The 22,666-nt window shown below is 53.4% G+C and carries 16 protein-coding genes; 11 read left to right on the forward strand and 5 right to left on the reverse strand.

All coding sequences use genetic code 11. The features are described from left to right. Nucleotides 1-41 precede the first annotated feature (41 nt). A complete protein-coding gene (gene recO, locus JI741_RS09910; RefSeq protein ID WP_202008913.1) occupies nucleotides 42-710 on the forward strand; it encodes a DNA repair protein RecO in 669 nt (222 codons plus the stop codon). Nucleotides 711-772: 62 nt separating this feature from the next. On the opposite strand, the gene JI741_RS09915 is transcribed toward recO, so the two are convergent. Continuing rightward, entirely contained in the window at nucleotides 773-1,510 is a 738-nt protein-coding gene (locus JI741_RS09915; RefSeq protein WP_202008914.1) for a superoxide dismutase, read from the reverse strand. 80 nt (nucleotides 1,511-1,590) lie between these two features. Between JI741_RS09915 and JI741_RS09920 the strand changes: the two genes are divergently transcribed. Together JI741_RS09920 and chrA are read left to right on the forward strand one after the other, a co-directional pair. Further along, a complete protein-coding gene (locus tag JI741_RS09920; RefSeq protein ID WP_202008915.1) occupies nucleotides 1,591-2,562 on the forward strand; it encodes an isopenicillin N synthase family dioxygenase in 972 nt (323 codons plus the stop codon). A 23-nt stretch (nucleotides 2,563-2,585) separates the two neighbouring features. Next, nucleotides 2,586-3,785 (forward strand): chromate efflux transporter, encoded by a 1,200-nt coding sequence (gene chrA / locus JI741_RS09925; RefSeq protein ID WP_202008916.1) that lies wholly within the window; start codon nucleotides 2,586-2,588, stop codon nucleotides 3,783-3,785. Between the two features lie 70 nt (nucleotides 3,786-3,855). Here the strand turns inward: chrA and JI741_RS09930 are convergent, their stop codons facing one another. Continuing rightward, nucleotides 3,856-4,551 (reverse strand): hypothetical protein, encoded by a 696-nt coding sequence (locus tag JI741_RS09930; RefSeq protein ID WP_202008917.1) that lies wholly within the window; start codon nucleotides 4,549-4,551, stop codon nucleotides 3,856-3,858. A 112-nt stretch (nucleotides 4,552-4,663) separates the two neighbouring features. Between JI741_RS09930 and JI741_RS09935 the strand changes: the two genes are divergently transcribed. Then, nucleotides 4,664-5,068, forward strand: coding sequence for an OsmC family protein (locus JI741_RS09935; RefSeq protein ID WP_202008918.1), 405 nt, complete (start codon nucleotides 4,664-4,666; stop codon nucleotides 5,066-5,068). Here JI741_RS09935 and ytxJ read toward each other — a convergent pair. The 3 genes from ytxJ to JI741_RS09950 form a co-directional block, all read right to left on the reverse strand. Beyond that, nucleotides 5,058-5,396 (reverse strand): bacillithiol system redox-active protein YtxJ, encoded by a 339-nt coding sequence (ytxJ, locus tag JI741_RS09940; protein WP_202008919.1) that lies wholly within the window; start codon nucleotides 5,394-5,396, stop codon nucleotides 5,058-5,060. The two genes, JI741_RS09935 and ytxJ, sit on opposite strands and share 11 nt — an antisense overlap. Before the next feature lie 6 nt (nucleotides 5,397-5,402). Continuing rightward, a complete protein-coding gene (locus JI741_RS09945; protein WP_202008920.1) occupies nucleotides 5,403-7,481 on the reverse strand; it encodes a hypothetical protein in 2,079 nt (692 codons plus the stop codon). A gap of 172 nt (nucleotides 7,482-7,653) precedes the next feature. Next, nucleotides 7,654-9,633: an alpha-ketoacid dehydrogenase subunit alpha/beta gene (locus JI741_RS09950; protein WP_202008921.1), complete on the reverse strand. Its 1,980-nt coding sequence runs from the start codon at nucleotides 9,631-9,633 to the stop codon at nucleotides 7,654-7,656. Between the two features lie 127 nt (nucleotides 9,634-9,760). On the opposite strand from JI741_RS09950, the gene JI741_RS09955 reads away from it, so the two are divergent. The 7 genes from JI741_RS09955 (at nucleotide 9,761) to JI741_RS09985 (ending at nucleotide 22,609) form a co-directional block, all read left to right on the forward strand. Continuing rightward, on the forward strand, nucleotides 9,761-12,793 hold the full coding sequence (locus tag JI741_RS09955) for a sensor histidine kinase (RefSeq protein WP_202008922.1): 3,033 nt from the start codon (nucleotides 9,761-9,763) through the stop codon (nucleotides 12,791-12,793). Between the two features lie 59 nt (nucleotides 12,794-12,852). Further along, nucleotides 12,853-14,091 (forward strand): M16 family metallopeptidase, encoded by a 1,239-nt coding sequence (locus JI741_RS09960; protein WP_202008923.1) that lies wholly within the window; start codon nucleotides 12,853-12,855, stop codon nucleotides 14,089-14,091. A 30-nt stretch (nucleotides 14,092-14,121) separates the two neighbouring features. Then, nucleotides 14,122-14,604, forward strand: a complete 483-nt coding sequence (ispF, locus tag JI741_RS09965) for a 2-C-methyl-D-erythritol 2,4-cyclodiphosphate synthase (protein ID WP_202008924.1) — start codon at nucleotides 14,122-14,124, stop codon at nucleotides 14,602-14,604. After that, nucleotides 14,604-15,281, forward strand: coding sequence for a tRNA (5-methylaminomethyl-2-thiouridine)(34)-methyltransferase MnmC2 (mnmC2, locus tag JI741_RS09970; protein WP_202008925.1), 678 nt, complete (start codon nucleotides 14,604-14,606; stop codon nucleotides 15,279-15,281). The genes ispF and mnmC2 overlap by 1 nt, the downstream gene beginning before the upstream one ends. 270 nt (nucleotides 15,282-15,551) lie before the next feature. Further along, entirely contained in the window at nucleotides 15,552-20,090 is a 4,539-nt protein-coding gene (gltB, locus tag JI741_RS09975; protein WP_202008926.1) for a glutamate synthase large subunit, read from the forward strand. A 10-nt stretch (nucleotides 20,091-20,100) separates the two neighbouring features. After that, entirely contained in the window at nucleotides 20,101-21,576 is a 1,476-nt protein-coding gene (locus tag JI741_RS09980) for a glutamate synthase subunit beta (protein ID WP_202008927.1), read from the forward strand. 175 nt (nucleotides 21,577-21,751) lie between these two features. Continuing rightward, nucleotides 21,752-22,609 carry a carbon-nitrogen hydrolase gene (locus tag JI741_RS09985; RefSeq protein ID WP_202009916.1) on the forward strand — a complete coding sequence of 286 codons (858 nt, stop codon included), beginning with the start codon at nucleotides 21,752-21,754 and terminating at the stop codon, nucleotides 22,607-22,609. Nucleotides 22,610-22,666: the final 57 nt, after the last annotated feature.

Consider the following 22,666-nt stretch of genomic DNA (forward strand, 5'->3'; position numbering starts at 1 on the left):
CGTCTTCGCGCATCTCACGCTTGTCTTTGTAACTTTCCGTCATGCTGCACAAAACCCAGGGCGTCGTATTCCGATTCACGAAGTATGGAGAGACCTCCATCATCGTCAGCATCTTCACCGAGGTGTTTGGATTGCAGAGCTACATCGTGAACGGCGTGCGCAGCAAGTCGGCCAAAAATAAAATCGCGTTATATCAGCCCCTCACCTTGCTGGACCTGGTGGTTTATCATCGCGAGAATGCCAACATCAATCGCATCAAAGAGATAAAGTGTTTCTATCCGTATCAGACCATTCCGGTCGACATCAAAAAATCGGCGTTGGCCATTTTCATCAACGAGGTGCTGAACAAAACGGTGAAGGAAGAGAGTCATGCACAGGAGTTGTGCGGGTTCATTATCGAGTCGCTGCAAACGCTGGATCAACTCACGGAACACTCCGAAAATTTTCACCTCATGTTTCTCATGAAGCTGAGTCGTCTTCTCGGCTTTGGCGCCTACAACCTTAATGAAGTGCTGGGTCCGCGCGCCTCAGACAACGACACCGAAAAACTGTTGGAGCAATTCATCCACGCAAACTATACCGATGTTGTTCTGCTCACCAACCAACAACGGCGAACCATTCTGGAGCTGCTTTTAAAATTCTATGCCGACCACATCGACAATTTTGGCGAGATGCGTTCGGTGCAGGTGCTGCGTGAAATCATGGGATAAAAAAAGAGGTGAATCGCTCCACCCCTTTTTTATTTTTTTATGTCGGCAACATTATCGCTAGATTATCCGAGGCGCTTGGCCACTTCATTCCAGTTCACCACGTTCCAGAAGTTGGCAACATATTCGTTGCGCTTGTTCTGATACTTCAGGTAGTAGGCATGCTCCCACACGTCGAGGGCCAGGAGCGGTGTGCCTTTCAGTTCGCTGCTGTCCATGAGGGGATTGTCCTGGTTGGCGGTGGAGCCGATTTTCAGCTTGCCGTTGTCGCTCACCAGCCAGGCCCATCCCGAACCAAAGCGTGTCATGGCGGCCTGTGTGAATTGTTCTTTGAATTTATCGAACGAAGAGAACGAGGCGTTGATGGCATCGCCAACCTTTCCGGTGGGCGCGGCTACCCCGGAAGCGGGGGCCATCACCTGCCAGAAGAAATTGTGATTCCAGGCACCGCCGCCGTTGTTCTTGGCTTTGGCCGACAGCTTGGAGGCATTGGCAAAGAATTCTTTTTCAGTGGCGAAGGTGATCTTGTCGGCGGCAATGGCTTCGTTCACGTTTTTGATGTACGTAGCGTGGTGCTTGTTGTAGTGGATGTCCATGGTAGTGGCATCGATGTTGGGCTCCAACGCATTGTAGGCATAGGGCAACGCAACCTGTGCGAATTGCACGGGCGGTAAGCTATTGGGAGCGCCCGCTGTGGCCGGGGCTGCAAAAGATGTTGCTTTGGCGATGAGCGGCGAACTTACGGTGGCAACCACTGTGGCCCGCAGCGAATTTTCGATAAACTTCCGGCGTGATGTATTCATATTTAAGGGTACGTTTTGTCTGAAGTAAATTTACCCAAAAATATTTAGCTTGCTGAGCCAATCAACATCGCGCATTACCTATGGAAGAAATATTGTATGACGAAATTCCCTCCCTCGATCTGGCCGACTTCTACGGCGATGATCCCGCGAAAAAGAAAAAGTTTGTAGCCGACCTGGGTGCTGCCTATCACAACATCGGCTTCGCCGCAATCAAGCACCATTTCCTGACTGCCGAATTGCAAGACAAGCTCTATGCCGTCATCAAAAACTATTTTGCATTGCCCGACGATGTAAAGAAAAAATATGAGCGCACCGCGCTGGCCGGCCAACGTGGCTACACCGGCAAAGGCAAGGAACATGCAAAAGGAAGAAACACCGGAGACCTGAAAGAATTCTATCACGTGGGGCAGGAGCTTCCGGCGGCGGAACTGGCAAAAGAAGGTTATCCCGAAAACGTGTGGCCCGACGAAGTGCCGGGCTTTAAGGCTGTAGCCAACGATGTGTATCGCGCCCTCGAAAAAACCGGCACCTACATGCTTCGCGCCATCGCGCTCTACCTGGAACTTCCTGAAAATTATTTCGACGACAAAATCAAGAACGGCAACAGCATTCTCCGCCCCATCCACTATTTCCCCATCGAAAATCCCGACGCCGTGCCGGCCGATGCCGTGCGCGCCGCCGAACATGGCGACATCAACCTCATCACGTTGCTGATGGGTGCCAGTGCCGATGGTCTGCAAGTGCTGCGCCGCGACGACAAGTGGATTCCCATCACGGCCCTGCCCGACCAACTGGTGGTGAACGTGGGCGACATGCTGGAACGTCTCACAAACAAAAAACTAAAATCGACGATACACCGCGTGGTCAATCCTCCCCGGAGCCTCATGAACACGCCGCGCTATTCCATTCCCTTCTTCATGCATCCGCGTTCGGAAATGAGTCTCGCGGCACTGCCCGACTGTGTGGATGCCGAACATCCCAAAGCGTGGGCCGACATCACCGCCGGCGAATTTCTGGATCAGCGCCTGCGCGAAATCGGCCTGAAGAAGTGATGACCTCCCTGACACGCTAAGCAGTGGTGGTTCAACGCATCCGATATTACATCTTCCTTCGCGATGTGCTCACCCTTGCCCTTACCACATTCGGGGGGCCACAGGCGCACCTCGCCCACTTCCACAAAGTGCTTATCGACAAACGGCACTACATCACAGAAGAAGAGCTGATGGAGATCAACTCGCTGTGCCAGATCTTGCCCGGGCCAACGTCCACCCAAACCCTCACGGCCATCGGTTTCAAAATCGGCGGACCAAACCTCGCCTACCTCACGTTGCTGGTGTGGATCATTCCGGCTGTGTCGCTCATGACGGGCGCGGCCATCATCATGTCGGGCATTGAAGCCAAAAACTGGTCGCTTGATTTCACGCGCTTCATTCAGCCCATAGCCGTAGGGTTTGTGAGTTATGGCGCCTACATGATCAGCCTCAAAACCATCAACACCAAAACCGGCATCGCGCTCATGGCCATGGCGGCCGTGGCGTCCTATTTTTTGCAAACGCCCTATGTCTTTCCCATCATCCTGCTGGTGTCGGGCTTGATCACCGCGTTGAAATACAAAGCACAACCCAAAGAGCTCGAGCAAAAAAAGGTGGTGGTGCCCTGGAACAACTTTGTGCTGTGGGCAGGCGTGCTCATCTTCGCCGCGGTGTTGGGGGGCATCACCAAGGCATTGCCTATCCGGTTGTTCGAAAATTTTTATCGCAACGGCAGTCTCGTGTTTGGTGGCGGGCAGGTATTGGCACCGTTGCTCTACACCGAGTTTGTGCAGTATGCACCAAAACCCTATCACCCCACGTCGCACGAAGAATTTCTTTCGGGCTATGCCATTGCCCAGTCGCTGCCCGGTCCGGTGTTTTCGTTCAGCTCCTACATTGGAGCGCTGTCGATGCGCGACCATGGGCTCACAGGAAAGTTGTTGGGTGCGTTGGCCTCGGCCGGTGGAATATTTTTGCCGGGCACGTTTCTTATCTTCTTCACCATACGTTTCTGGGAGAGTCTCAAAAAATACAGGGCTGTGCGCGCCTCGCTCGAGGGCATCACGGCCGCCAGTGCGGGACTTGTGGCCACTTCGGCCATCATCATGTTTCAGCCGTTGGAAAACACGGTGTTAAATTTCGTCACCACCGTCGTCACGTTCTGCCTACTGGCCTTCACGCGTATTCCGTCGCCGCTCATCATTGTCGGCGGATTGTTGCTGGGATTTATATTAAGGCGTTAGCAAGAACTTTCGAAACGCCCATTGCTTTTCGCAATCCGTCATCCATCAAGAAAAGAAAAAGGAGGAAAGATTACTTACGGCTGCCGTAGAAAAGCGTGAGGAACAATGTAGGATACATGGAATAGTTCTTCGTGCCGGGCATCATTTCTACCGTGCCGGAGTAGGCATCGAGGAGGAAGCCAGCTTCAAAACCGGTTACCTGGCTTTTGATTGTTCCTAATTCAAAGTTCATGGCGGCCTTGAAATTCAGACCGGGTTTGATTTTGGAGTCAGACAGTCCTTCAAATAAACGGCCGGTGCCGGCAATGTAGTTGATGTTGATGCTGGGATTGTAAGGTGCCCGAACCGTGACGCCGCCAGAGCCGTTTTCGGGATAATATTCAACATAGTAAGGCGCAACGATGCCAATTGTGGGGCCCAGGGCAAATACACCTTTTATTTCAACACCTTGATGCGGAGCTTTTTTGAAGAGGATGATGTCGCGGCCGTATTGCAGGCGGATGGCGTAGAGATAGTTCGACTTGCCGTAGATGAAGAGGTTGCCGGTTTGAACGGAGTTTGTTCTGCGTTCCTGCGGGTGCTTCACGTTCATGATCTCCAGACCAAAGGTTTCGAGCACACGATCGTTTAGCTTGTGGGCTTTTTTAAACACCAGACCGCCAATGAGGCCGCCCGAAGTATTTTTGTTGATGCCCCACGTGAATTCCGATCCATAGTCATAGCTATCCTGGGTTTGGCCAAGGGCCCCAGCAACGATCAACATCATGCAAAGGGAGAGGAGGGAAAACTTTTCGCGGCACAGCATCTGAACTCGAATCTTTACGATAAATTTAGGTTTAAAATTACCTAACGCAAGCACTTCACTATAAGTATTCTCTATGGTTTCTATGACCGGGTATTACAAGGGCGAATTGAGAACCGAACTCACCCACCTCAAATCGGGCAACGTGGTGATAACGGATGCACCACCCGATAACAACGGCAAGGGCGAAGCTTTTAGCCCTACCGACCTCACGTGTGCCTCCCTGAACAGCTGCATGATGACCCTGATGGGCATTCTGGCACAGCGCGAAAACATCGAATTGACGGGTCTTCGTTCCGAAATCGTGAAAATTATGAACCCGGCACCCCGAAAAATCGCCGAAATCCAGATCACCTTCACCCACGACAACCTCGTGGCCACCGACGTTCAAAAAGAAAAACTGAAACGTGCCGCCCTCACCTGCCCGGTGGCCCTCAGCCTTTCCGAAAACGTGAAGCAAAACATAGTCTTCAACTTTTGATGGCGTCGCGAATGGCGCGATAGTCAATGGCCATGTGCGAGCGGTCGTAGACGGCCTCACCGTTTTCGATGATGAGCACCTGCGGTGATTCGTGCTCTACCTGAAACTGCTCGGCAATGCGGTTGGAGATGGCGCGGAACGAAATCAGATCGAGGAAATAGGGTTTCATGTCCATTTCGTCGTCCTTCCAGTTTCGCTCCAGGCGGTCCAAGGCCATGCGACTGACGGAACAACTGGTGCTGTGCTTGAAGATCAGCACCCGCTTATTTTTGGACTCCTCCAGGATTTGTTCCACCTGCTGAGGAGAATTCAACTCGCTCCACTTCATAACTTATTAGTCATTCCACATGCCCTCTTCACCTTTGTCGTAGCGGGGCTTTCTGCCCTTGTCTTTCAGGTGTTCGGGTTGTGTTTCCTGTTTCTTGAATAAACGCGCCCACCACAGTTTAAAGTTCGTGAGCATGTCTCTTTCTCCGTCAACGTTGTTTTTGTTTGTTTTGATGAACTTGGTGTCGGGGTGCAGCGCGCGGTTCTTTTCAAACAGCTCGAACTTGCGCATTTTGATGTTTCCCTGATAGGCCTGCGACCGCGCAAAGGCCTTGCTTGGTTCGCGTGTCCGCTGCGCGTCTTTGGCGCTGCTGGGGTTGTGTATGTAGTCCCAGTTGCGTCTCACACTGCGGGCATATTCGCTGGCCTTCACCGTGGCTTTGGTGGGCTTTATGCCCGGCATCGATCCTTCGGCGGCGTGAGGGCGTTTGCCATATTCTTTTTGTTTCACTTTCACCTGCAGGTTACCGGCCTGATAGGTTGCCTCGGTGGGTTTCAATTTCAGCAACGCGTCTTCGTGCGAATTTTTATTTCGAACATAGGCTCTGCGTTTTTTCTTGATCTGCAATCCCTGAGAGTCGTCGTTCAACGGCATCTTCGACACCAACGGTTCTTCGTTGTTATTCCACAATTTGCCGCTCACACTTCCACCACCTTTTTCGGGGCGATGGCTCTTGAGGTTGCCTTGAAAGTAGCCTTCCTTTCCGCCATTCTTGGGGAGAAGCTGCGGAAGGGAATGTCCTTTATTGTTCCAAAGTTTTCCACTCACACTTCCCCCGCCTTTGTCGGGGCGATGGCCTTTCAGATTTCCCTGAAATAACGCTACCTGTGCACCGCGTTTGAATGTGCGGGGCAGGGCTTGCTGATTGTTGTTCCAAAGTTTTCCGCTCACGCTTCCGCCTCCTTTTTGAGGGCGGCTCGATTTGATGTTGCCCTGAAAAAGTGCTACGCCAGCGCCTTGTTTGGGTGCGCGCGGTGGCAGCGGCTGGCCCTGGTTGTTCCAGCCCCCTCCACTCGCACTTCCGCCTCCGCGATTGGTGCGGCGGCCTTTCATGTTTTCGTATTTGCGCATCCCATTGATGCCCATGCCTGGACCCTTGGGAGGCAACGGACCAGTGCCCGTGCGGCTTTCTCCGGATTTGGTTGCCGAAATGTGACCACCTCTGAATCTGCCTTTGAATGGACGATCGCCACGCGAAGCAGAGTTATAACGCTTGGGCAAAATGGGCGTGCCCTCGACCGATTTCTTACTGGTGAAATTTCTTCCGCGCACGCGTCGGCCAGCCACGTCGCCCGTCCACGCATTTTCGCCGCGGCGTGTAGCCGAACGGTAGCCGCCCGATCCACCTTTGTAGGGCCTGTCGCCTGCTCGCGATCTGCGCCCGGCGTAGGGTTTGAAGGTTGGGGCGATGACGCCGCCATGAGGTGTTTCAAAATTTTTGGAGCGCAGTCTTCGTCCGGCCAGATCGGTTGTGGTGGCCTTTTCGCGTTTGCGTTTAGGACGCGGAAAGTTTGCCCATACGTTGATGCTTTTGCGCGCCGTGAAAGATTGTGATCCCGATCGCGGACTGATACGTGGCTTGGCACCGCCTTGTCGCGGCTCGGGGCCCTGAAGCCGCTTCAGCCTGTTGAGCGCGCTGCGGTTATTCACCACACTTTGGCTGGAGCGTGGCTTTGATGAAGGGTTGTGCGTATACTTTCCGTATTGCGGATAAACGTTGCGTGAACTTCCGGTCGACTCGCGCGAGCGGATGCGGCGACCCGTAATGTCGCCCTTCCAGGCTTTTTGCCGACTTTGGGGTTGGCGTGAAAAAATTGGCCGGATGGGTTTGCCTGGACGGTCACTGCCGGAGGCTCTGCGGCGCGAAGAAGGCGAACGATTGGCATTGCTGGCCATGGACCGCTCGCTTGAACGAATGCGTTTTTTGTTTTTCGAACGACGGCTTGGGCCACTGCGTGCTCCGCCAGTGTCGGGCTTGCGTGACGCGGGAGGCCGGAAGCGTGTTTCGCGGTTTGAAGGCGCCTTGTCGCCCTTGGTGTTTTGACTATGGGCAACGGCCGAAAGGCACATCATTACGATGACCAATCCCAGGAATTTCCAGGTTGCTGAAAAAGTGGACGAGGTATGGTGCGCGTTTGCGTTCAAAAAATGGTATCAGAAACAGGCTAAGTTAAAGAAAAATCCTGGAATGCTTTTCAGGCCCCGTTCTGGTCTTCAAAACGCCAGCCGAACGGGCTTTCTTTTCCGGTAGCCCGAATTAAAATTTCAGCAGGTCTTCAATGGCCGCCTTCAGTCGTCCCTTGGGCAAAAAGTTTTGTTCCAGGGTCGGGGCAAACGGAATGGCCGTGTCGAGCGAGGCCACCCGTTTCACGGGGGCATCGAGCCACGAAAAGCAATTTTCATTTATCCAAGCACTGATCTCCGCGCCGATTCCTCCCGTGAGGGTGTCTTCGTGGAGGATGAGTACGCGATTTGTTTTCTTCACGGTTTCGGCCACCATGTCGGCGTCCCAGGGCAACAAGGTGCACAGGTCGATGAGGTCGGCTTTCACCCCGGGCATGCCAGCCAGGATTTCGGTTGCCCAATGCACGCCCATGCCATAGGTGATAATGGAAAGATCGCTGCCTTCTAAAACGCGTTTTGCCTTTCCAATTTCAACCGTATAGTAGTCGTCGGGAATGGTGTCTTTGATGGATCGATACAAGAACTTGTGTTCGAAATACAGCACAGGATTTGGATCCTCCAGGGCTGCACACAACAGTCCTTTGGCATCATAAGGATTGGAAGGGTAAACAATTTTTAAGCCCGGTGTGTGAAAGAACCAGGCTTCGTTGCTCTGCGAATGAAAGGGGCCCGCGGCCGTGCCTGCACCGGTGGGCATGCGCACCACCACATCGGCGGCCTGTCCCCAGCGCCAGTGTGCCTTGGCCAGGTTGTTCACAATCTGATTGAAGGCCTCGGTCACAAAATCGGCAAACTGCATTTCCACCATGGCCTTCATGCCTTTGATGGACAACCCCAGGCCTGCGCCGGCAATGGCCGACTCGCAGATGGGCGTGTTGCGCACCCGTGCCTTTCCAAATTTTTCTACAAAACCGTCCGTGATTTTGAACACGCCTCCATACTCGGCAATGTCTTGTCCCATCAACACCAGGTTGTCGTGCCTCTCCATGCTTTGACGCAATCCGTCGCTGATGGCATCGATGAAACGCTTCTCCGATTTCTGTTCGGATGCCGGCGCCACCACGGTCTGCTGAAAGGGCGCATGCACATCGCGCACCTCGACTTCGGTGTTAGGCTCAGGATGTTTTTCTGCGAACGCAGTAGCCAGACCTTCTTCGATTTCTTTTTTTATGTTCAGCCGGAGCTCTTGGGCAAACAAGGCATCGATCACGCCTTCCTTCAGCAAAAATTGCTCGTAGTTTTCCAGGGGATCTTTTTTGGCCCACTCGTCCATCAATTCCTTCGGCACATACTTGGTGCCCGAAGCTTCTTCATGTCCGCGCATGCGGAATGTACGGCACTCCAGCAGCACGGGTCTGGGTTGCTCGCGCAGGTTTTCGGCCAGCAGCCTCATGGTGTCATACACTTCCAGAATGTTGTTGCCGTCGATGCTGTAGGCGTCGATGCCATAGCCGATGCCCTTGTCGGCAAAGCTCTCGCAGCGGAATTGCTCCTGGCTTGGGGTGGACAATCCATAGCCGTTGTTTTCGATCACAAAGATCACGGGCAAGTCCCACACGGCGGCCACATTCACGGCCTCGTGAAAATCGCCTTCGCTGGTGCCGCCGTCGCCGTTGAACACCACCGTCACTTTTTTCTCGTGCTTCAGTTTGCTGGCCAGCGCGATGCCATCGGCCACACCGTTTTGCGGGCCGAGGTGCGAAATCATGCCTACGATGTGATGTTCGTTGGTGCCAAAATGAAAGGAGCGGTCGCGCCCTTTGGTGTAGCCCATGGGTGTGCCTTGCCATTGGGCAAACAACCTTTCGAACGGCATGTTGCGTCCGGTGAACACACCCAGGTTCCGGTGCATGGGCAGTATGTATTCGTCTGCTTCCAGCGCCTGCGTGATGCCCACGGCAATGGCTTCCTGCCCGATGCCGCTAAACCACTTGCTGATTTTGTTCTGACGAAGCAGGATGAGCATTTTTTCTTCGATGAGGCGGGGACGAAGCAGGGCTTCATACAGATTTTTCAGGGTGCTGTCGCTTAAATGCTTTTTCTGGAAGATCATAGGCACGAGAAAATGTGGCGCAAAGTTAATCGAGTTTTTCAGTCCTGGATTGGGTTGAGTGCCTTTTACAAACCTTTGAAATGCAGGGAAAAACATCTATACTGGCTACTGGATCAACATCTTGTACATGCGTTTTATATCCCTGGCCGTGCTCATGACCCTTTTCAACGGGGTGTCTGCCCAGGAATATCGCTTTCGGCAATACCGCGTTGAACAAGGCCTTCCCAGCGATGTGACGAAAGCCGTGATGGAAGATTCGCTGCATTTTCTCTGGATGGCCACCGACGACGGCCTGGTGAAATACGACGGCCTGCAGTTCACCACCTACAAGAATGCCATGCACAGTCAATATGTGAAAGGCTTTCTGAAAACACACGACGGACGTCTGCTGGCCATTGGCGATCTGGATGTGATCGAGATCCAAAACAAAGTCGATACGGTGCTTTTCAAGACGCTTCTGAGCGGGGCACGTGGTCCAACCGATTCCACCGTTTGGGCTCCCAAGACAATTTTCGAAGACCATCACAACGTTCTCTGGCTGGGCGAGTCGCAGGCGGTGGTGCGCTATGACGGGAAGTCGATGAAGCGGTTCACATTCGAACCGGCCGACCGGTCGCCGATATTTATCCGTTCATTTTCATTCTTCGAAGACCCCAAAGGAAATCTATACACCGTGTCCTATACCGGCAATGTTTTTCGCTACGACGAGTTGCTCCGCGATTTTGTGCGTGTGCCTGGCACGTTGCCACGCGACGTGAATCATGCCTTGTTCCGCAATGGAAAACTACTGGCGGCCTGTCGCAGCGGGTTGTTTGAGGCCGAAATGGAAGACCTTCATATCAAATCCGTCAAAAAGATTTTGCCCATCCTCAACGCTTCCTATATCATGGTGACGCCGGAAGCGCTTTGGGTGTGCACGTTTGAGCAGGAATTGTACAGGCTGGCCCACGACAACTACTTCGATCTTGAAGTGCTGGACTTTAGTTTCAAAGGCATTAACCATTGCTACGAAAGCGCCGAGGGCGACATCTGGGTCTCGACCGACAAAGGATTTGTGCTGGTGCAAAAGGAAATTTTTCTTCAACCCGATCTGCATTCCGAAGGCCATTTCATTGAAGGCATTGCGCACGACGCGAAGAACCTCACCTACTATTGCACAAAAGAAAACCTTGTGCAGCTGAAGCCCGTGATGGACGGCACCTGGGAGCACATCCTGCTGTATTCGAACACCGACGCCTATTTTCAATCTATTTCCACCAGCAAAAAAGGACTTTGGGCCAGCAGCATCGCCGATGTGTTTTTGTTTGTGGATGGCAAACTGGAAAAGCGATTCAATTTTGCTCAAAATGGAAATTTCGTGCACGACCTCTATGTGGACCACAACGACAACGTATGGGCATGTCAGTCGGGCACCAACCAGATCGCCATGATCACGGATTCGCTGACCGTGCGTCATTACGAAATTCCGATTTCGGCGCAAAGCGAAATCAACCTGGCGCGCGAAGGCCCGGACGGCATCTATGTGGCAGCAAACGGCATTGGGAAATATTTGTTCTTTAAACCTCACAGCAGTTCGACCTTTCGGAATGTTAGCCATCCCGTTATGTTCCCCACGCAAGGCGACTTCAATATCGTGGACATGGATTTTCAGGGCGAGGTGCTCTGGATTGCTTCTACTGAAGGGTTACTGCGCTACGACCGGCAAGACATTGCGCGGGTGGAGCTCGGCGAACAGTTCTCTGATTTTTCCGTCACCTCGGTTGAAACACTCGACAGCACGCACATCATTTTTGCAAATTCCCACGGCGTGTTTTGCTATAACGTGCTGACGGGTGAGTATGGGTTGTATGACGAAAACTCCGGGCTGCCGTCGAATGCCGTGACGGATCATGGCATTTCTATCGACCCGACGCAACGGGTGTGGATCGGCACATCGTTCGGACTGGCCTACACCGAACAATCGCTCACCGAAAACAAAGCCACCGTGACGCCCTATTGTGTGGGCGCGCAGGTGAACACACGGCAGGTGTCGTTTGTGCACGGGCTTCACGCGCCTTACGGTTCGTTTGTGAACATACAGTTCTCGCCCATCACGTTTCCGGAAAACAAAATCAACATGCAGTGGCGTCTCGACGGCGATTCTACCTGGCAGAAAATGGAGTTCCACGAAGTGAGCCTGTCCGAATTGTCGGCGGGCAAACACGCAGTGGAAGTGCGCGCCAAGAAAAACACGGGTTTAGGCTGGAGTGGCATCCGGCGTGTCGAGATTTTTGTGACCGAGCCATTCTGGCAACGCGCCGAGTTTTTCATGCTGGTGACGTGCGCGGTGCTGCTCATTTCGTGGGCATCGTTCACGGTGAGTTCGCGCATCATGCGCAAGCGCAAAGAGTTTCTGCAAAACCTGGTGAACAAACGCACCGAAGAGTTGCAAAAGGCAAACGAAGAGCTGATCGTGCGCAACAGCGAACTCGATCGGTTTGTCTACAGCGCTTCGCACGACCTGAGCGCGCCGCTCAAATCCATTCTCGGACTGATTCGCGTGGCGCGACTCGACGACCCCGGCGACAATCACAAGAACTACCTGACCATGATGGAGCGCAGTGTGCTGAAGCTGGAAGAATTTATCCGCGACGTGGTGAGCTATTCGCGCAACACGCGCATGCCCGTGAAGCTGGAGGCCTTCCGCTTCGACGACATGGTGAAAAGCATCCTTCAGGATCTGCAATATTCGCCGGGCTATGGCAAAATTCAATTCCTGGTGAAAGACTACACACAAGCCGAGATCATCAGCGACACCACGCGCATAAAAATTGTGTTAAACAACCTCATCTCCAACGCCATCAAGTTTCACGACTTCGACGGACCACGTCAACCTTTTGTGAACATAGAGCTGCGGCACAAAACAAAGTATTATGTGATGACGGTGGAAGACAACGGCAAGGGCATTGAAGAAAAACACCTCGGCCACATCTTCGAAATGTTCTATCGCGCCACCGAACAATCGCAGGGGTCCGGTCTTGGGCTCTACATTCTGAAAGAGACCGTGACAAAGCTGGGTGGCTTTGTGGAAGTGCACTCCGTTTTTGGCGAGGGTACAACGTTCACCATCACGCTGCCCGACCGCAATCACCTGTCGCAGGTGCAGGCCGTTGAGCGGTGATTGGCGGAAACTTGAAACTCCTGTCACAAACATCGCCAGGTTTATTACTTTTGTGCCCGATGATAACTTTTTCAGAATTTCAACTCGACAACGGCTTGCGGGTGATCGTGCACGAAGACCCCACCGTGCAAATCGCCGTGATGAATATATTATACGACGTAGGATCCCGCGATGAGCGTCCAGACAAAACCGGCTTTGCCCATTTGTTCGAGCACCTCATGTTTGGCGGCTCGGCCAACATTCCCAACTACGACGAGCCGTTGCAGCGGGTGGGGGGCGAAAACAATGCCTTCACCAACACCGACATCACCAACTATTATCTCACGCTGCCCGCCTCCAACATCGAGACGGGTTTCTGGCTGGAGAGCGACCGCATGAACGGCTTGTCGTTCGATCCTAAAGTGCTGGAGGTGCAGCGCAAGGTGGTGATCGAAGAATTTAAACAGCGCTACCTCAATCAACCCTATGGCGACGTGTGGCTGAAGCTGCGCCCGCTGGCCTACCGCGTGCATCCTTACCTCTGGGCGACCATCGGCAAGGAAGTGAGCCACATCGAAAATGCCACCATGGACGACGTGCGCGAGTTTTTCTTCCGCCACTATGTTCCCGACAATGCTGTGCTGGTGGTGGCGGGCAACGTGACGGTGGAGCAGGTCAAGACGCTTTCCGAAAAGTGGTTTGGCCCGATCCGTCCCGGCAAACAACCACGCAACCTGCCTCAGGAACCGAAGCAAACACAAAAACAATTTCTCGACGTGCACGCCAGCGTTCCGGCCAGCGCGCTCTACAAAGCCTATCACATGCCCGGTCGTTTCGACAACGACTACTACACCACCGACCTGCTCAGCGACGTGTTGAGCCGCGGGCAATCCAGCCGGCTCTATCAAACGTTGGTGAAGGAAAAAGAAATCTTCACGTCCATCTCATCGTTTGTGATGGGAACGGTCGATCCCGGGTTGTTTGTGATCAGTGGTCGTGTGAAAGACGGCATTTCGCTGAAGCAAGCCGAAGAAGAAGTGAATGCCATTGTGGACGACATCCTGGTGAAGGGCGTTGACGAAGACGAGCTGGAGAAAGTGAAAAACCAAACGGAGTCCACATTGGAATTTGGCGAAGTGGAAGTGATGAACCGCGCCATGAACCTGGCGTTTGCCAAACTTTCGGGCGATGCCAACCTGGTGAACGAAGAAGCAAAACTCATCAACGCCGTGACCACGGCCGACGTGCAGCGTGTGGCCAAAAACATTTTGCGCGAAGAGAATTCAAGTGTGATGTATTATCACGCCGAAAAGAAATAACATTCACAACACGATAATCACGATCACAACATGAAGATACGCGTGGGCATGGGCTTTGACGTGCACGAACTGGAGAGCGGCAGAAATTTCTATCTCGGTGGTCTGCAACTGCCGGATGCGCCTAAGGGTGCCGTTGGACACTCAGACGCCGATGTGCTCATTCACGCCATTTGCGATGCCCTGCTGGGCGCAGCAAACCTGCGCGACATCGGCTTTCACTTTGCCAACACCGACAACCGGTGGAAAGGCATGGACAGCAAATTTTTTCTGAAAGAAGTGACACGCCTGCTCGAAGAAAAAGGATGGCAGATCGGAAACGTGGACTGCACCATTTGTCTCGAAAAACCCAAGGTGAACCCACACGTGGAAGAGATGAAAAAAATTCTCGCGCCGCTCATGAACATCACCGAAGACGACGTGTCGATCAAAGCCACCACCAACGAGAAATTGGGCTATGTGGGAAGAGAAGAAGGGGTTTGCGCCTATGCGGTGGCGCTCATTCAAAAAGCCTGATGCCACTGAAGTTAATCACCACCGCCGACGGATCGCACTCGCTGCTGAACGAGGAGTTGAACGAAACCTATCACTCCGTGCACGGCGCGCTGCAGGAGTCTGTTCACGTTTTCATTGCGCACGGCCTGGTTCACCGGCTAAGCACACCACACGAAACACCGTTGGCAATTTTTGAAGTAGGCTTTGGCACGGGGCTCAACGCGCTGCTCACCCTTGACTTTGCAGAACAACATTCACAGGCAATTTCCTATACTTCCATTGAAGCTTTTCCCGTGACTGCCGACGTTTGGCAAACGCTGAACTATGCTGCCACGCCCGAACAAAAAGTGCGTTTTGAAATGCTGCACCACGCACCGTGGGAAACTGCGCAAAACCTGACGCCCCATTTCGCACTCACAAAATTGCAAACCACACTCCAAAACGTGTCGCTGCCGCCAGCGTCGTTTGATGTGATCTATTTCGACGCTTTCGCGCCCAACAAGCAGCCCGAATTGTGGACGTTCGACATGCTGCAGAAAGCCGCGCGCTTGCTGAAACCCGACGGTGTGTTTGTGACCTATTGCGCGAAAGGTCAGTTGAAGCGTGACCTGAAAGCGCTGAATCTCACAACGGAGACCCTACCCGGCCCGCCGGGGAAAAAGGAAATGGTGCGGGCCACAAAACCGGTGCAGGTTTAGGGTGAAGTCGTTGCAAAACCATACAGTGAAAGGTTCTTAAAATGAGAAAATATCAAACGATTTCGCTGTTTATTAGATTTTTCAAAATTGCAGACCCTGCAATCGTTGACGTTTTGTAATATTTATAACGTTTTGAATCATTTCTAAAAAGATTCAAAAAATTGGGCGAAGGACCTGAGGGGCCCCAATTTCCTTCTGTTTGTTTAATAAATTCAAAACTCCGTTCTGCCCTGAGCGGTGTATTTTTACGACCAATTAAACGACCAGAAGATGAAAGAAATGACCAGCCGTGGTTTGTACACCCCTGAACTGGAACATGACGCCTGCGGTATTGGCTTTGTGGCCAATGTCAACGGCACCAAAACCAACCAAAACCTGCGTGATGCGCTGTCGATGCTCGAGAATATGGAGCACCGCGGAGGTAGAGGTAGTAGCCCCAAAACCGGCGACGGTGCGGGGATACTGATCCAGTTGCCCCACGAATTTTTTGTTGAAGAATGTAACCGTCTTGGTTTCGAACTGCCAGCGCCCGGCGGTTATGGAACCGGCATGGTGTTTTTTCCACGCGACAAAAAAGTGATGAATGCGTGCCGCGAGGTACTCCGCAAGAACATCAAAGAACTTGGACTCGAATTGCTCGGCTACCGTGTGGTGCCGGTCGACCACAGCGTGCCCGGACCCGGTGCCGCCGAAGTGGAACCGATCATTGAGCAAGTGTTCGTGAAAGCCAAAGACGAATCCATTACTGGCGACAGCTTTGAACGCAAACTGTTCATCCTGCGCAACCTCACCTCACACGCCATTGCCCGCGATGTGAAAGGCAGCAACAAGGAATTTTATATCACCAGCTTCTCGGCCCGCACCATCATCTACAAAGGCCAACTGCGCACCGAGCAGCTTCGCGAATATTTCTTCGACCTCCAGGATCCACGCCTCAAAACTGCGCTGGCCCTGGTGCACTCCCGTTTCTCTACCAACACATTTCCCAACTGGAAGCTTGCCCAACCGTTCCGCTTCATCGCGCACAACGGCGAAATCAACACCATTCGCGGAAACGTGAACAAGATGAAATCCAAAGAAGCCCTCTTCAAATCCACGTTCTTCACCGACGAAGAACTGAAGATGCTTCTCCCCATCACAAGCCCCGACGGATCGGACTCTGCCAACCTCGACGCGTTGGTGGAAATGCTGGTGTTGTCGGGCCGCTCGCTGCCCCACGTGCTCATGATGCTGGTGCCCGAGGCCTGGCAAGACAACAAGCTGATGGACCCGCACCGCAAGGCGTTCTACAAATACCACGCGTCCATGATGGAGCCCTGGGATGGACCCGCAGCGCTGGTGTTCACCGACGGCACGCGCATTGGTGCAACTCTCGATCGTAATGGCCTTCGCCCCCTGCGCTATTGCGTGACCCGCTCCGGCCGCGTGATCGCCGCATCAGAAGCCGGTGCGTTGCCGGTTGATCCAAAAGACATTATCGAAAAAGGCCGCATCACGCCTGGAAAAATGCTGATGATCGACACCGATCAGGGCAAGATTCTGGACGACGAAAAAGTGAAGCGTGCCGTATACGAAGGCAAGTCGTACTACAACTGGATTATCCAAAACCGTTTGAAGTTGCGTCTCGAGCCCGAACAGGAATGGGTGGAAAGCAGCTTCGACGAGAAGACGTTGGTGCAACGCCAGAATGCCTACGGCTATACTACTGAAGACGTGAAGACCCTGCTGCTTCCCATGGCCGAGAAAGGCTATGAGGCCATTGGCTCCATGGGCGACGATACCCCGCAGGCTGTGCTCTCGAAAGAAAGCCGTCACCTCTCCAACTATTTCAAACAACATTTTGCGCAGGTAAGTAACCCGCCCATCGATCCGATCCGCGAGCGCCTCGTGATGTCGCTCTTCACACGCGTAGGCTCAAGCCTCAACGTGCTCGAAGAAACACCGGAGCACACCCGCCAGATCCACATCTCACAACCCGTGTTGCTGAATGCCGATCTCGAAAAGTTCAAGCATTTGCAAGATCAGGGATTTGAGTGCGCCGTGATCCAGTGCGTGTTCAAAGCCGACGATCAGCCCGGCCGTCTCGAAGAAAGCATCGACCGCATTTGCGCCGAAGCCGAGAAAGCCGTGCGCGCCGGAAAGAAAATCCTGATTCTGTCAGACCGAAAAATCAGCAATGAGTTTGCACCTATCCCTTCGCTGCTCTCGGTTGGCGCGGTGCATCAGCACCTCGTGGCCAAGCGCATCCGCACACAAGCCGGTCTTGTGGTGGAAGCCGGCGACGCGTGGGAAGTGCATCACTTCGCCACCATTGTGGGCTATGGCGCCAGCGCCGTGAACCCGTATATGGCGTTTGAAACCATTCACTTCCTCAACAAACACGGCGCGTTCTACAAGCCGCTGCCCGACGAAGAAGCGTACTCGAATTTCCAGAAAGCCATCGGCAACGGTTTGCTGAAGGTGATGTCGAAAATGGGTATCAGCACCTTGCAGTCGTATCAGTCATCACAAATCTTCGAAGCTCTCGGGCTTGGCAGCGATGTGGTGGAGAAATGTTTCCGTGGCACCATCAGCCGCATTGAAGGCTTGTCGTTCGACGACCTGGCGAAGGAAGTGCTGGTGCGTCATGTGCTGGCCTACGAAGTGGAAAGCAAAGAACTACAAGTGGGTGGTGTGTATCAGTGGAAACGTCGTGGCGAGAAACACTTGTTCAGCCCCGAGGTGATTCACCTGCTGCAACACTCAACCAAAAGCAACAACTACGAGCTGTTCAAAAAATACGCGCAGAAAATCAACGACCAATCCAAAGACGTGCTCACGTTCCGCGGGTTGTTCGAATTCAAGAAGCGCAATCCCATTCCGCTCAGCGAAGTGGAACCGGTAGAAGAAATCTTCAAGCGGTTTGCTACGGGCGCCATGTCGTTCGGATCGATCTCGCACGAAGCCCACAGCACGCTGGCCATTGCCATGAACCGCATCGGCGGCAAAAGCAATAGCGGCGAAGGTGGAGAAGATGAAGCTCGCTATGAGAAAAAAGCAAATGGCGACTGGGAACGTTCGGCCATCAAGCAAGTAGCCTCCGGACGTTTCGGCGTGACCAGCCACTACCTTGCCAATGCCGACGAGCTCCAGATCAAAATGGCGCAAGGTGCAAAGCCCGGCGAAGGCGGACAGCTGCCCGGCCACAAAGTAGACGAATGGATTGGACGCGTGCGTCACTCAACACCCGGTGTTGGGTTGATCTCTCCTCCTCCTCACCACGACATCTACTCCATCGAAGATCTTGCGCAGCTCATCTACGATTTGAAGAATGCAAACCGTCAGGCGCGTATCAACGTGAAGCTTGTGTCGCAAGCAGGCGTGGGTACCGTAGCGGCCGGTGTTGCCAAAGCAAAAGCAGATGCCATTCTGATCTCCGGTTCCGATGGTGGAACGGGTGCATCGCCCATCAGCTCCGTGCGTCATGCCGGTCTGCCTTGGGAGTTGGGCTTGGCTGAAGCACACCAAACGCTGGTGAAAAACAATTTGAGGAGCCGCGTGGTGTTGCAAACCGACGGACAGATCCGTACCGGTCGCGACATCGCCGTAGCAACGTTGCTTGGTGCCGAAGAGTGGGGTGTTGCCACCGCTGCGCTGGTAGTGGAAGGTTGTATCATGATGCGCAAGTGTCATTTGAATACTTGTCCTGTTGGTATCGCCACACAAGACAGCGACCTGCGCAAACTGTTCACCGGCGATCCCGATCACGTGGTGAACTTCTTCACATTCCTCGCCAACGACCTGCGCGAAGTGATGGCCGAGCTTGGCTTCCGCACCATCAACGAAATGGTGGGCCGTGCCGACATGCTGCGCGTGCGTCAGGACATCGATCATTGGAAAGTTAAGAAGCTTGACCTGTCGCCTATCCTTCAGCGCGAGCCCGTGCTGGAACACATCGGCCTGTACAAGCAGATCGATCAGGATTTCGAATTGGAAAAAGTGCTCGACTGGAAACTGGTGGAAGCGGCCCGCGCTGCCCTCGACGACGGCGAACCTGTTCAGGAGAAATTTATTATCCGGAACACCGACCGCACCACCGGCGCATTGCTTTCGAACGAGATCTCGAAAAAATATAAAGGCAAAGGATTGCCAGAAGAAACCATCCACTTCCAATTTAAAGGATCGGCAGGCCAGAGCTTCGCAGCGTTTGTGGCACCCGGTGTGACATTCGAACTGGAAGGCGAAGCCAACGATTACTTTGGAAAAGGATTGTCGGGTGGTAAGCTCATCGTATATCCCGACAAGGAATCGACCTTCAAGCCGGAAGACAACATCATTGTGGGCAACGTGGCCTTCTATGGTGCAACCTCTGGCGAAGCCTATATCCGCGGACAAGCCGGCGAACGTTTCTGCGTGCGCAACTCGGGCGTGACCACGGTGGTAGAAGGTGTGGGCGACCACGCGTGCGAATACATGACCGGTGGTCGTGTGGTGGTGCTGGGCAAAACAGGACGCAACTTCGCCGCCGGCATGAGCGGTGGCATTGCCTACGTGTTTGACCCCGAGCGCGCCCTCGAACGCCTCTGCAACAAAGACATGGTTGACGTTGAGTCCATGGAACCCGAAGACAAGGCCGAAGTGAAGGCCATGATCGAAAAACACTTCAAGTATACCGGTAGCGATCCGGCCGAGTGGATTCTCGAGAAATGGGAAGAAGCTTCCGAGCTGTTCGTGAAGGTGATGCCGAAAGACTACAAGGCTGTTTTGCAAAAAGCAAAAGCCAGCAAAGCGTCGGCAGCAAAGGCAGAAAAAGTAAGTGTTAAAAATTGATCAACAGAAGATGGGACAGATAGATGGATTTATGAAGTTCGATCGCGAGATGCCAAAGTCGCGCGATGTGAAAGAACGGTTGAAAGACTATAAAGAAGTTTACACACCGCTCGATAAAGAAAAAGTGAAACAACAGGCATCGCGCTGCATGGACTGCGGCGTGCCTTTTTGCCACAACGGTTGCCCCCTGGGAAATAACATTCCCGATTTCAACGACGCCGTGTATCAGGGCAAGTGGGAAGATGCCATCAAGATCCTCAGCAGCACCAACAACTTCCCCGAATTCACGGGAAGAATTTGCCCCGCACCCTGCGAAGCAAGCTGCGTGTTGAGCATCAACAACAAGCCGGTCACCATCGAGTATATCGAGAAGACCATTGCCGAGCAGGCATTTGAGAAAGGCTACATCAAAGCCAATCCTCCCAAGCACAGAACCGGTAAGCGTGTGGCCATTGTGGGCTCCGGCCCCGCTGGACTGGCAGCAGCCGCACAGTTGAACAAGGCTGGCCACTGGGTCACCGTGTTTGAACGCAGCGACCGGATTGGTGGATTGCTTCGCTATGGCATTCCCGATTTCAAATTGGAGAAGACCGTGATCGAGCGCCGTGTCCGGTTGATGGAGCAGGAAGGCATTGTGTTCCGCACCAACGCCCACGTGGGTGTGAACATCAGCGCCAAACATTTGCAAGACGAGTTCGACGCCATTGTGATGTGCGGCGGTGCTTCGGCCCCGCGCGATTTGCCCATCCCAGGCCGTCAGTTGAAAGGGGTTCACTATGCCATGGATTTCCTTCCCCAGCAAAACAAGCGCGTGGCAGGCGATCGCATTTTCTCGGGCGAGATTCTGGCGACCGACAAAAACGTGTTGGTGATTGGTGGTGGCGACACAGGCTCCGACTGTGTGGGAACCTCTAACCGTCACGGTGCAAAATCGGTGAACCAGATCGAGCTGTTAACGAAGCCGCCGGTGAATCGCCACGAAAACAATCCCTGGCCGCTTTGGCCGATGGTACTCATGACCTCGTCGTCGCACGAAGAAGGCGTGGAACGTCAGTGGGCCATCCTCACCAAAGAATTCCTCGGCGACAACAACGGTCGCCTCACGGGTCTGAAAGTGGTCGACATCAAATGGGGTGTGAATGCTCAGGGCAAAATGGGCTTCGAAGAAATTGCCGGCACCGAACGTATTCTGCCTTGCGAACTGGCCCTGTTAGCCATTGGCTTTGTGGGGGCTGAGAAAGGCGGCATGGTAGAAGAGCTGAAGCTTGAGCTTGACGAGCGCGGCAACATCAAAACCCAAAACTACATGTCGAACCAGGAAGGCATCTTTGCCGCGGGCGATGTTCGCCGCGGACAGTCGCTGGTGGTGTGGGCTATTTCGGAAGGCCGCGAAGCCGCCCGTGCGGTAGACACCTGGCTCACCGGAAGCTCGTCGCTGGAAGCAAAAGACGAATCGTTTGTGCACATCTCGCAAGAGGCTGTATAAAGACAACTGAAACATAACACAAAGCCCTCTCCCGAAACGGAGAGGGCTTTTTATTTTCGCATGGTGTAGTGTTGAACCTCTTGAGGTGATTTATAGTTTAACAACCGGAATTACTTTCTAATTTTGCGACCATAAAAAAATTAACGCCGTGGCAGGAAAAACCGTGAACGTGGGAATGGTGCAGATGTCGTGCACCGCAGCACCCCAAGAAAACTTATCGAAAGCAATCGCCGGCATTCGCGACGCCGCCGCCAAAGGAGCACAGATTGTTTGCCTCCAGGAGCTTTTCACTTCGCTATACTTCTGCGATGTTGAAGATTATAACAATTTCAAATTGGCAGAGTCCATTCCGGGCCCGTCAACCGACGCACTCAGCGCCGTGGCCAAAGAACTTGGCGTGGTCATCATCGCGTCGCTGTTCGAGAAACGCGCCGAAGGTCTCTACCACAACACCACCGCCGTGCTCGACGCCGATGGCGCCTACCTGGGCAAGTACCGGAAGATGCACATCCCCGACGACCCGGCCTATTATGAAAAATTTTATTTCACACCCGGCGACCTGGGCTATAAAGTATTCAAGACAAAGTTCGCCACGTTTGGCGTGCTCATCTGCTGGGACCAGTGGTATCCGGAAGCTGCCCGCATCACGTCGCTGATGGGCGCCGAAATTTTGTTCTACCCCACCGCCATCGGTTGGGCCACATCGCAAGATGAGGAAACCAATGTGGAACAATACAACGCCTGGCAAACCATTCAACGCAGCCATGCCGTGGCCAACGGTGTGCACGTGGTGAGTGTGAACCGCGTGGGCCTCGAACAAGATGGTGCCATGAAATTCTGGGGCGGTTCGTTCTATGCCAACCCGTTTGGAAGTGTGTTGTATCAGGCTTCGGCCGACAAGGAAGAAGTGAAGGTGCTCACGCTCGATCTCGCCAAGACCGATCGCTACAGAACACACTGGCCATTCCTGCGCGACCGCAGAATAGATTCGTATAGCCCCATCACCAAGCGGTATATCGACGACGAAAAATAAATTCAATCAAAAGACAGCGCAGGTGCAGACAGACTCACCGCGCTGTCTTTGCCTTCA

It is taken from the genome of Chryseolinea lacunae (genome assembly GCF_016735595.1).
Lineage (GTDB): Bacteria > Bacteroidota > Bacteroidia > Cytophagales > Cyclobacteriaceae > Chryseolinea > Chryseolinea lacunae.

What these genes read in the sequence shown, in the direction of transcription:
- ytxJ (WP_202008919.1), bottom strand. Translation starts at nt 5,396, where the DNA reads ATGAAGTGGAGCGAGTTGAATTCTCCTCAGCAGGTGGAACAAATCCTG.
- JI741_RS09935 (WP_202008918.1), top strand. Translation starts at nt 4,664, where the DNA reads ATGGTTTCTATGACCGGGTATTACAAGGGCGAATTGAGAACCGAACTC.
- ispF (WP_202008924.1), top strand. Translation starts at nt 14,122, where the DNA reads ATGAAGATACGCGTGGGCATGGGCTTTGACGTGCACGAACTGGAGAGC.
- JI741_RS09980 (WP_202008927.1), top strand. Translation starts at nt 20,101, where the DNA reads ATGGGACAGATAGATGGATTTATGAAGTTCGATCGCGAGATGCCAAAG.
- JI741_RS09950 (WP_202008921.1), bottom strand. Translation starts at nt 9,633, where the DNA reads ATGATCTTCCAGAAAAAGCATTTAAGCGACAGCACCCTGAAAAATCTG.
- JI741_RS09930 (WP_202008917.1), bottom strand. Translation starts at nt 4,551, where the DNA reads ATGATGTTGATCGTTGCTGGGGCCCTTGGCCAAACCCAGGATAGCTAT.
- JI741_RS09915 (WP_202008914.1), bottom strand. Translation starts at nt 1,510, where the DNA reads ATGAATACATCACGCCGGAAGTTTATCGAAAATTCGCTGCGGGCCACA.
- JI741_RS09985 (WP_202009916.1), top strand. Translation starts at nt 21,752, where the DNA reads ATGGTGCAGATGTCGTGCACCGCAGCACCCCAAGAAAACTTATCGAAA.
- mnmC2 (WP_202008925.1), top strand. Translation starts at nt 14,604, where the DNA reads ATGCCACTGAAGTTAATCACCACCGCCGACGGATCGCACTCGCTGCTG.
- JI741_RS09960 (WP_202008923.1), top strand. Translation starts at nt 12,853, where the DNA reads ATGATAACTTTTTCAGAATTTCAACTCGACAACGGCTTGCGGGTGATC.
- JI741_RS09955 (WP_202008922.1), top strand. Translation starts at nt 9,761, where the DNA reads ATGCGTTTTATATCCCTGGCCGTGCTCATGACCCTTTTCAACGGGGTG.
- JI741_RS09920 (WP_202008915.1), top strand. Translation starts at nt 1,591, where the DNA reads ATGGAAGAAATATTGTATGACGAAATTCCCTCCCTCGATCTGGCCGAC.
- gltB (WP_202008926.1), top strand. Translation starts at nt 15,552, where the DNA reads ATGAAAGAAATGACCAGCCGTGGTTTGTACACCCCTGAACTGGAACAT.
- recO (WP_202008913.1), top strand. Translation starts at nt 42, where the DNA reads ATGCTGCACAAAACCCAGGGCGTCGTATTCCGATTCACGAAGTATGGA.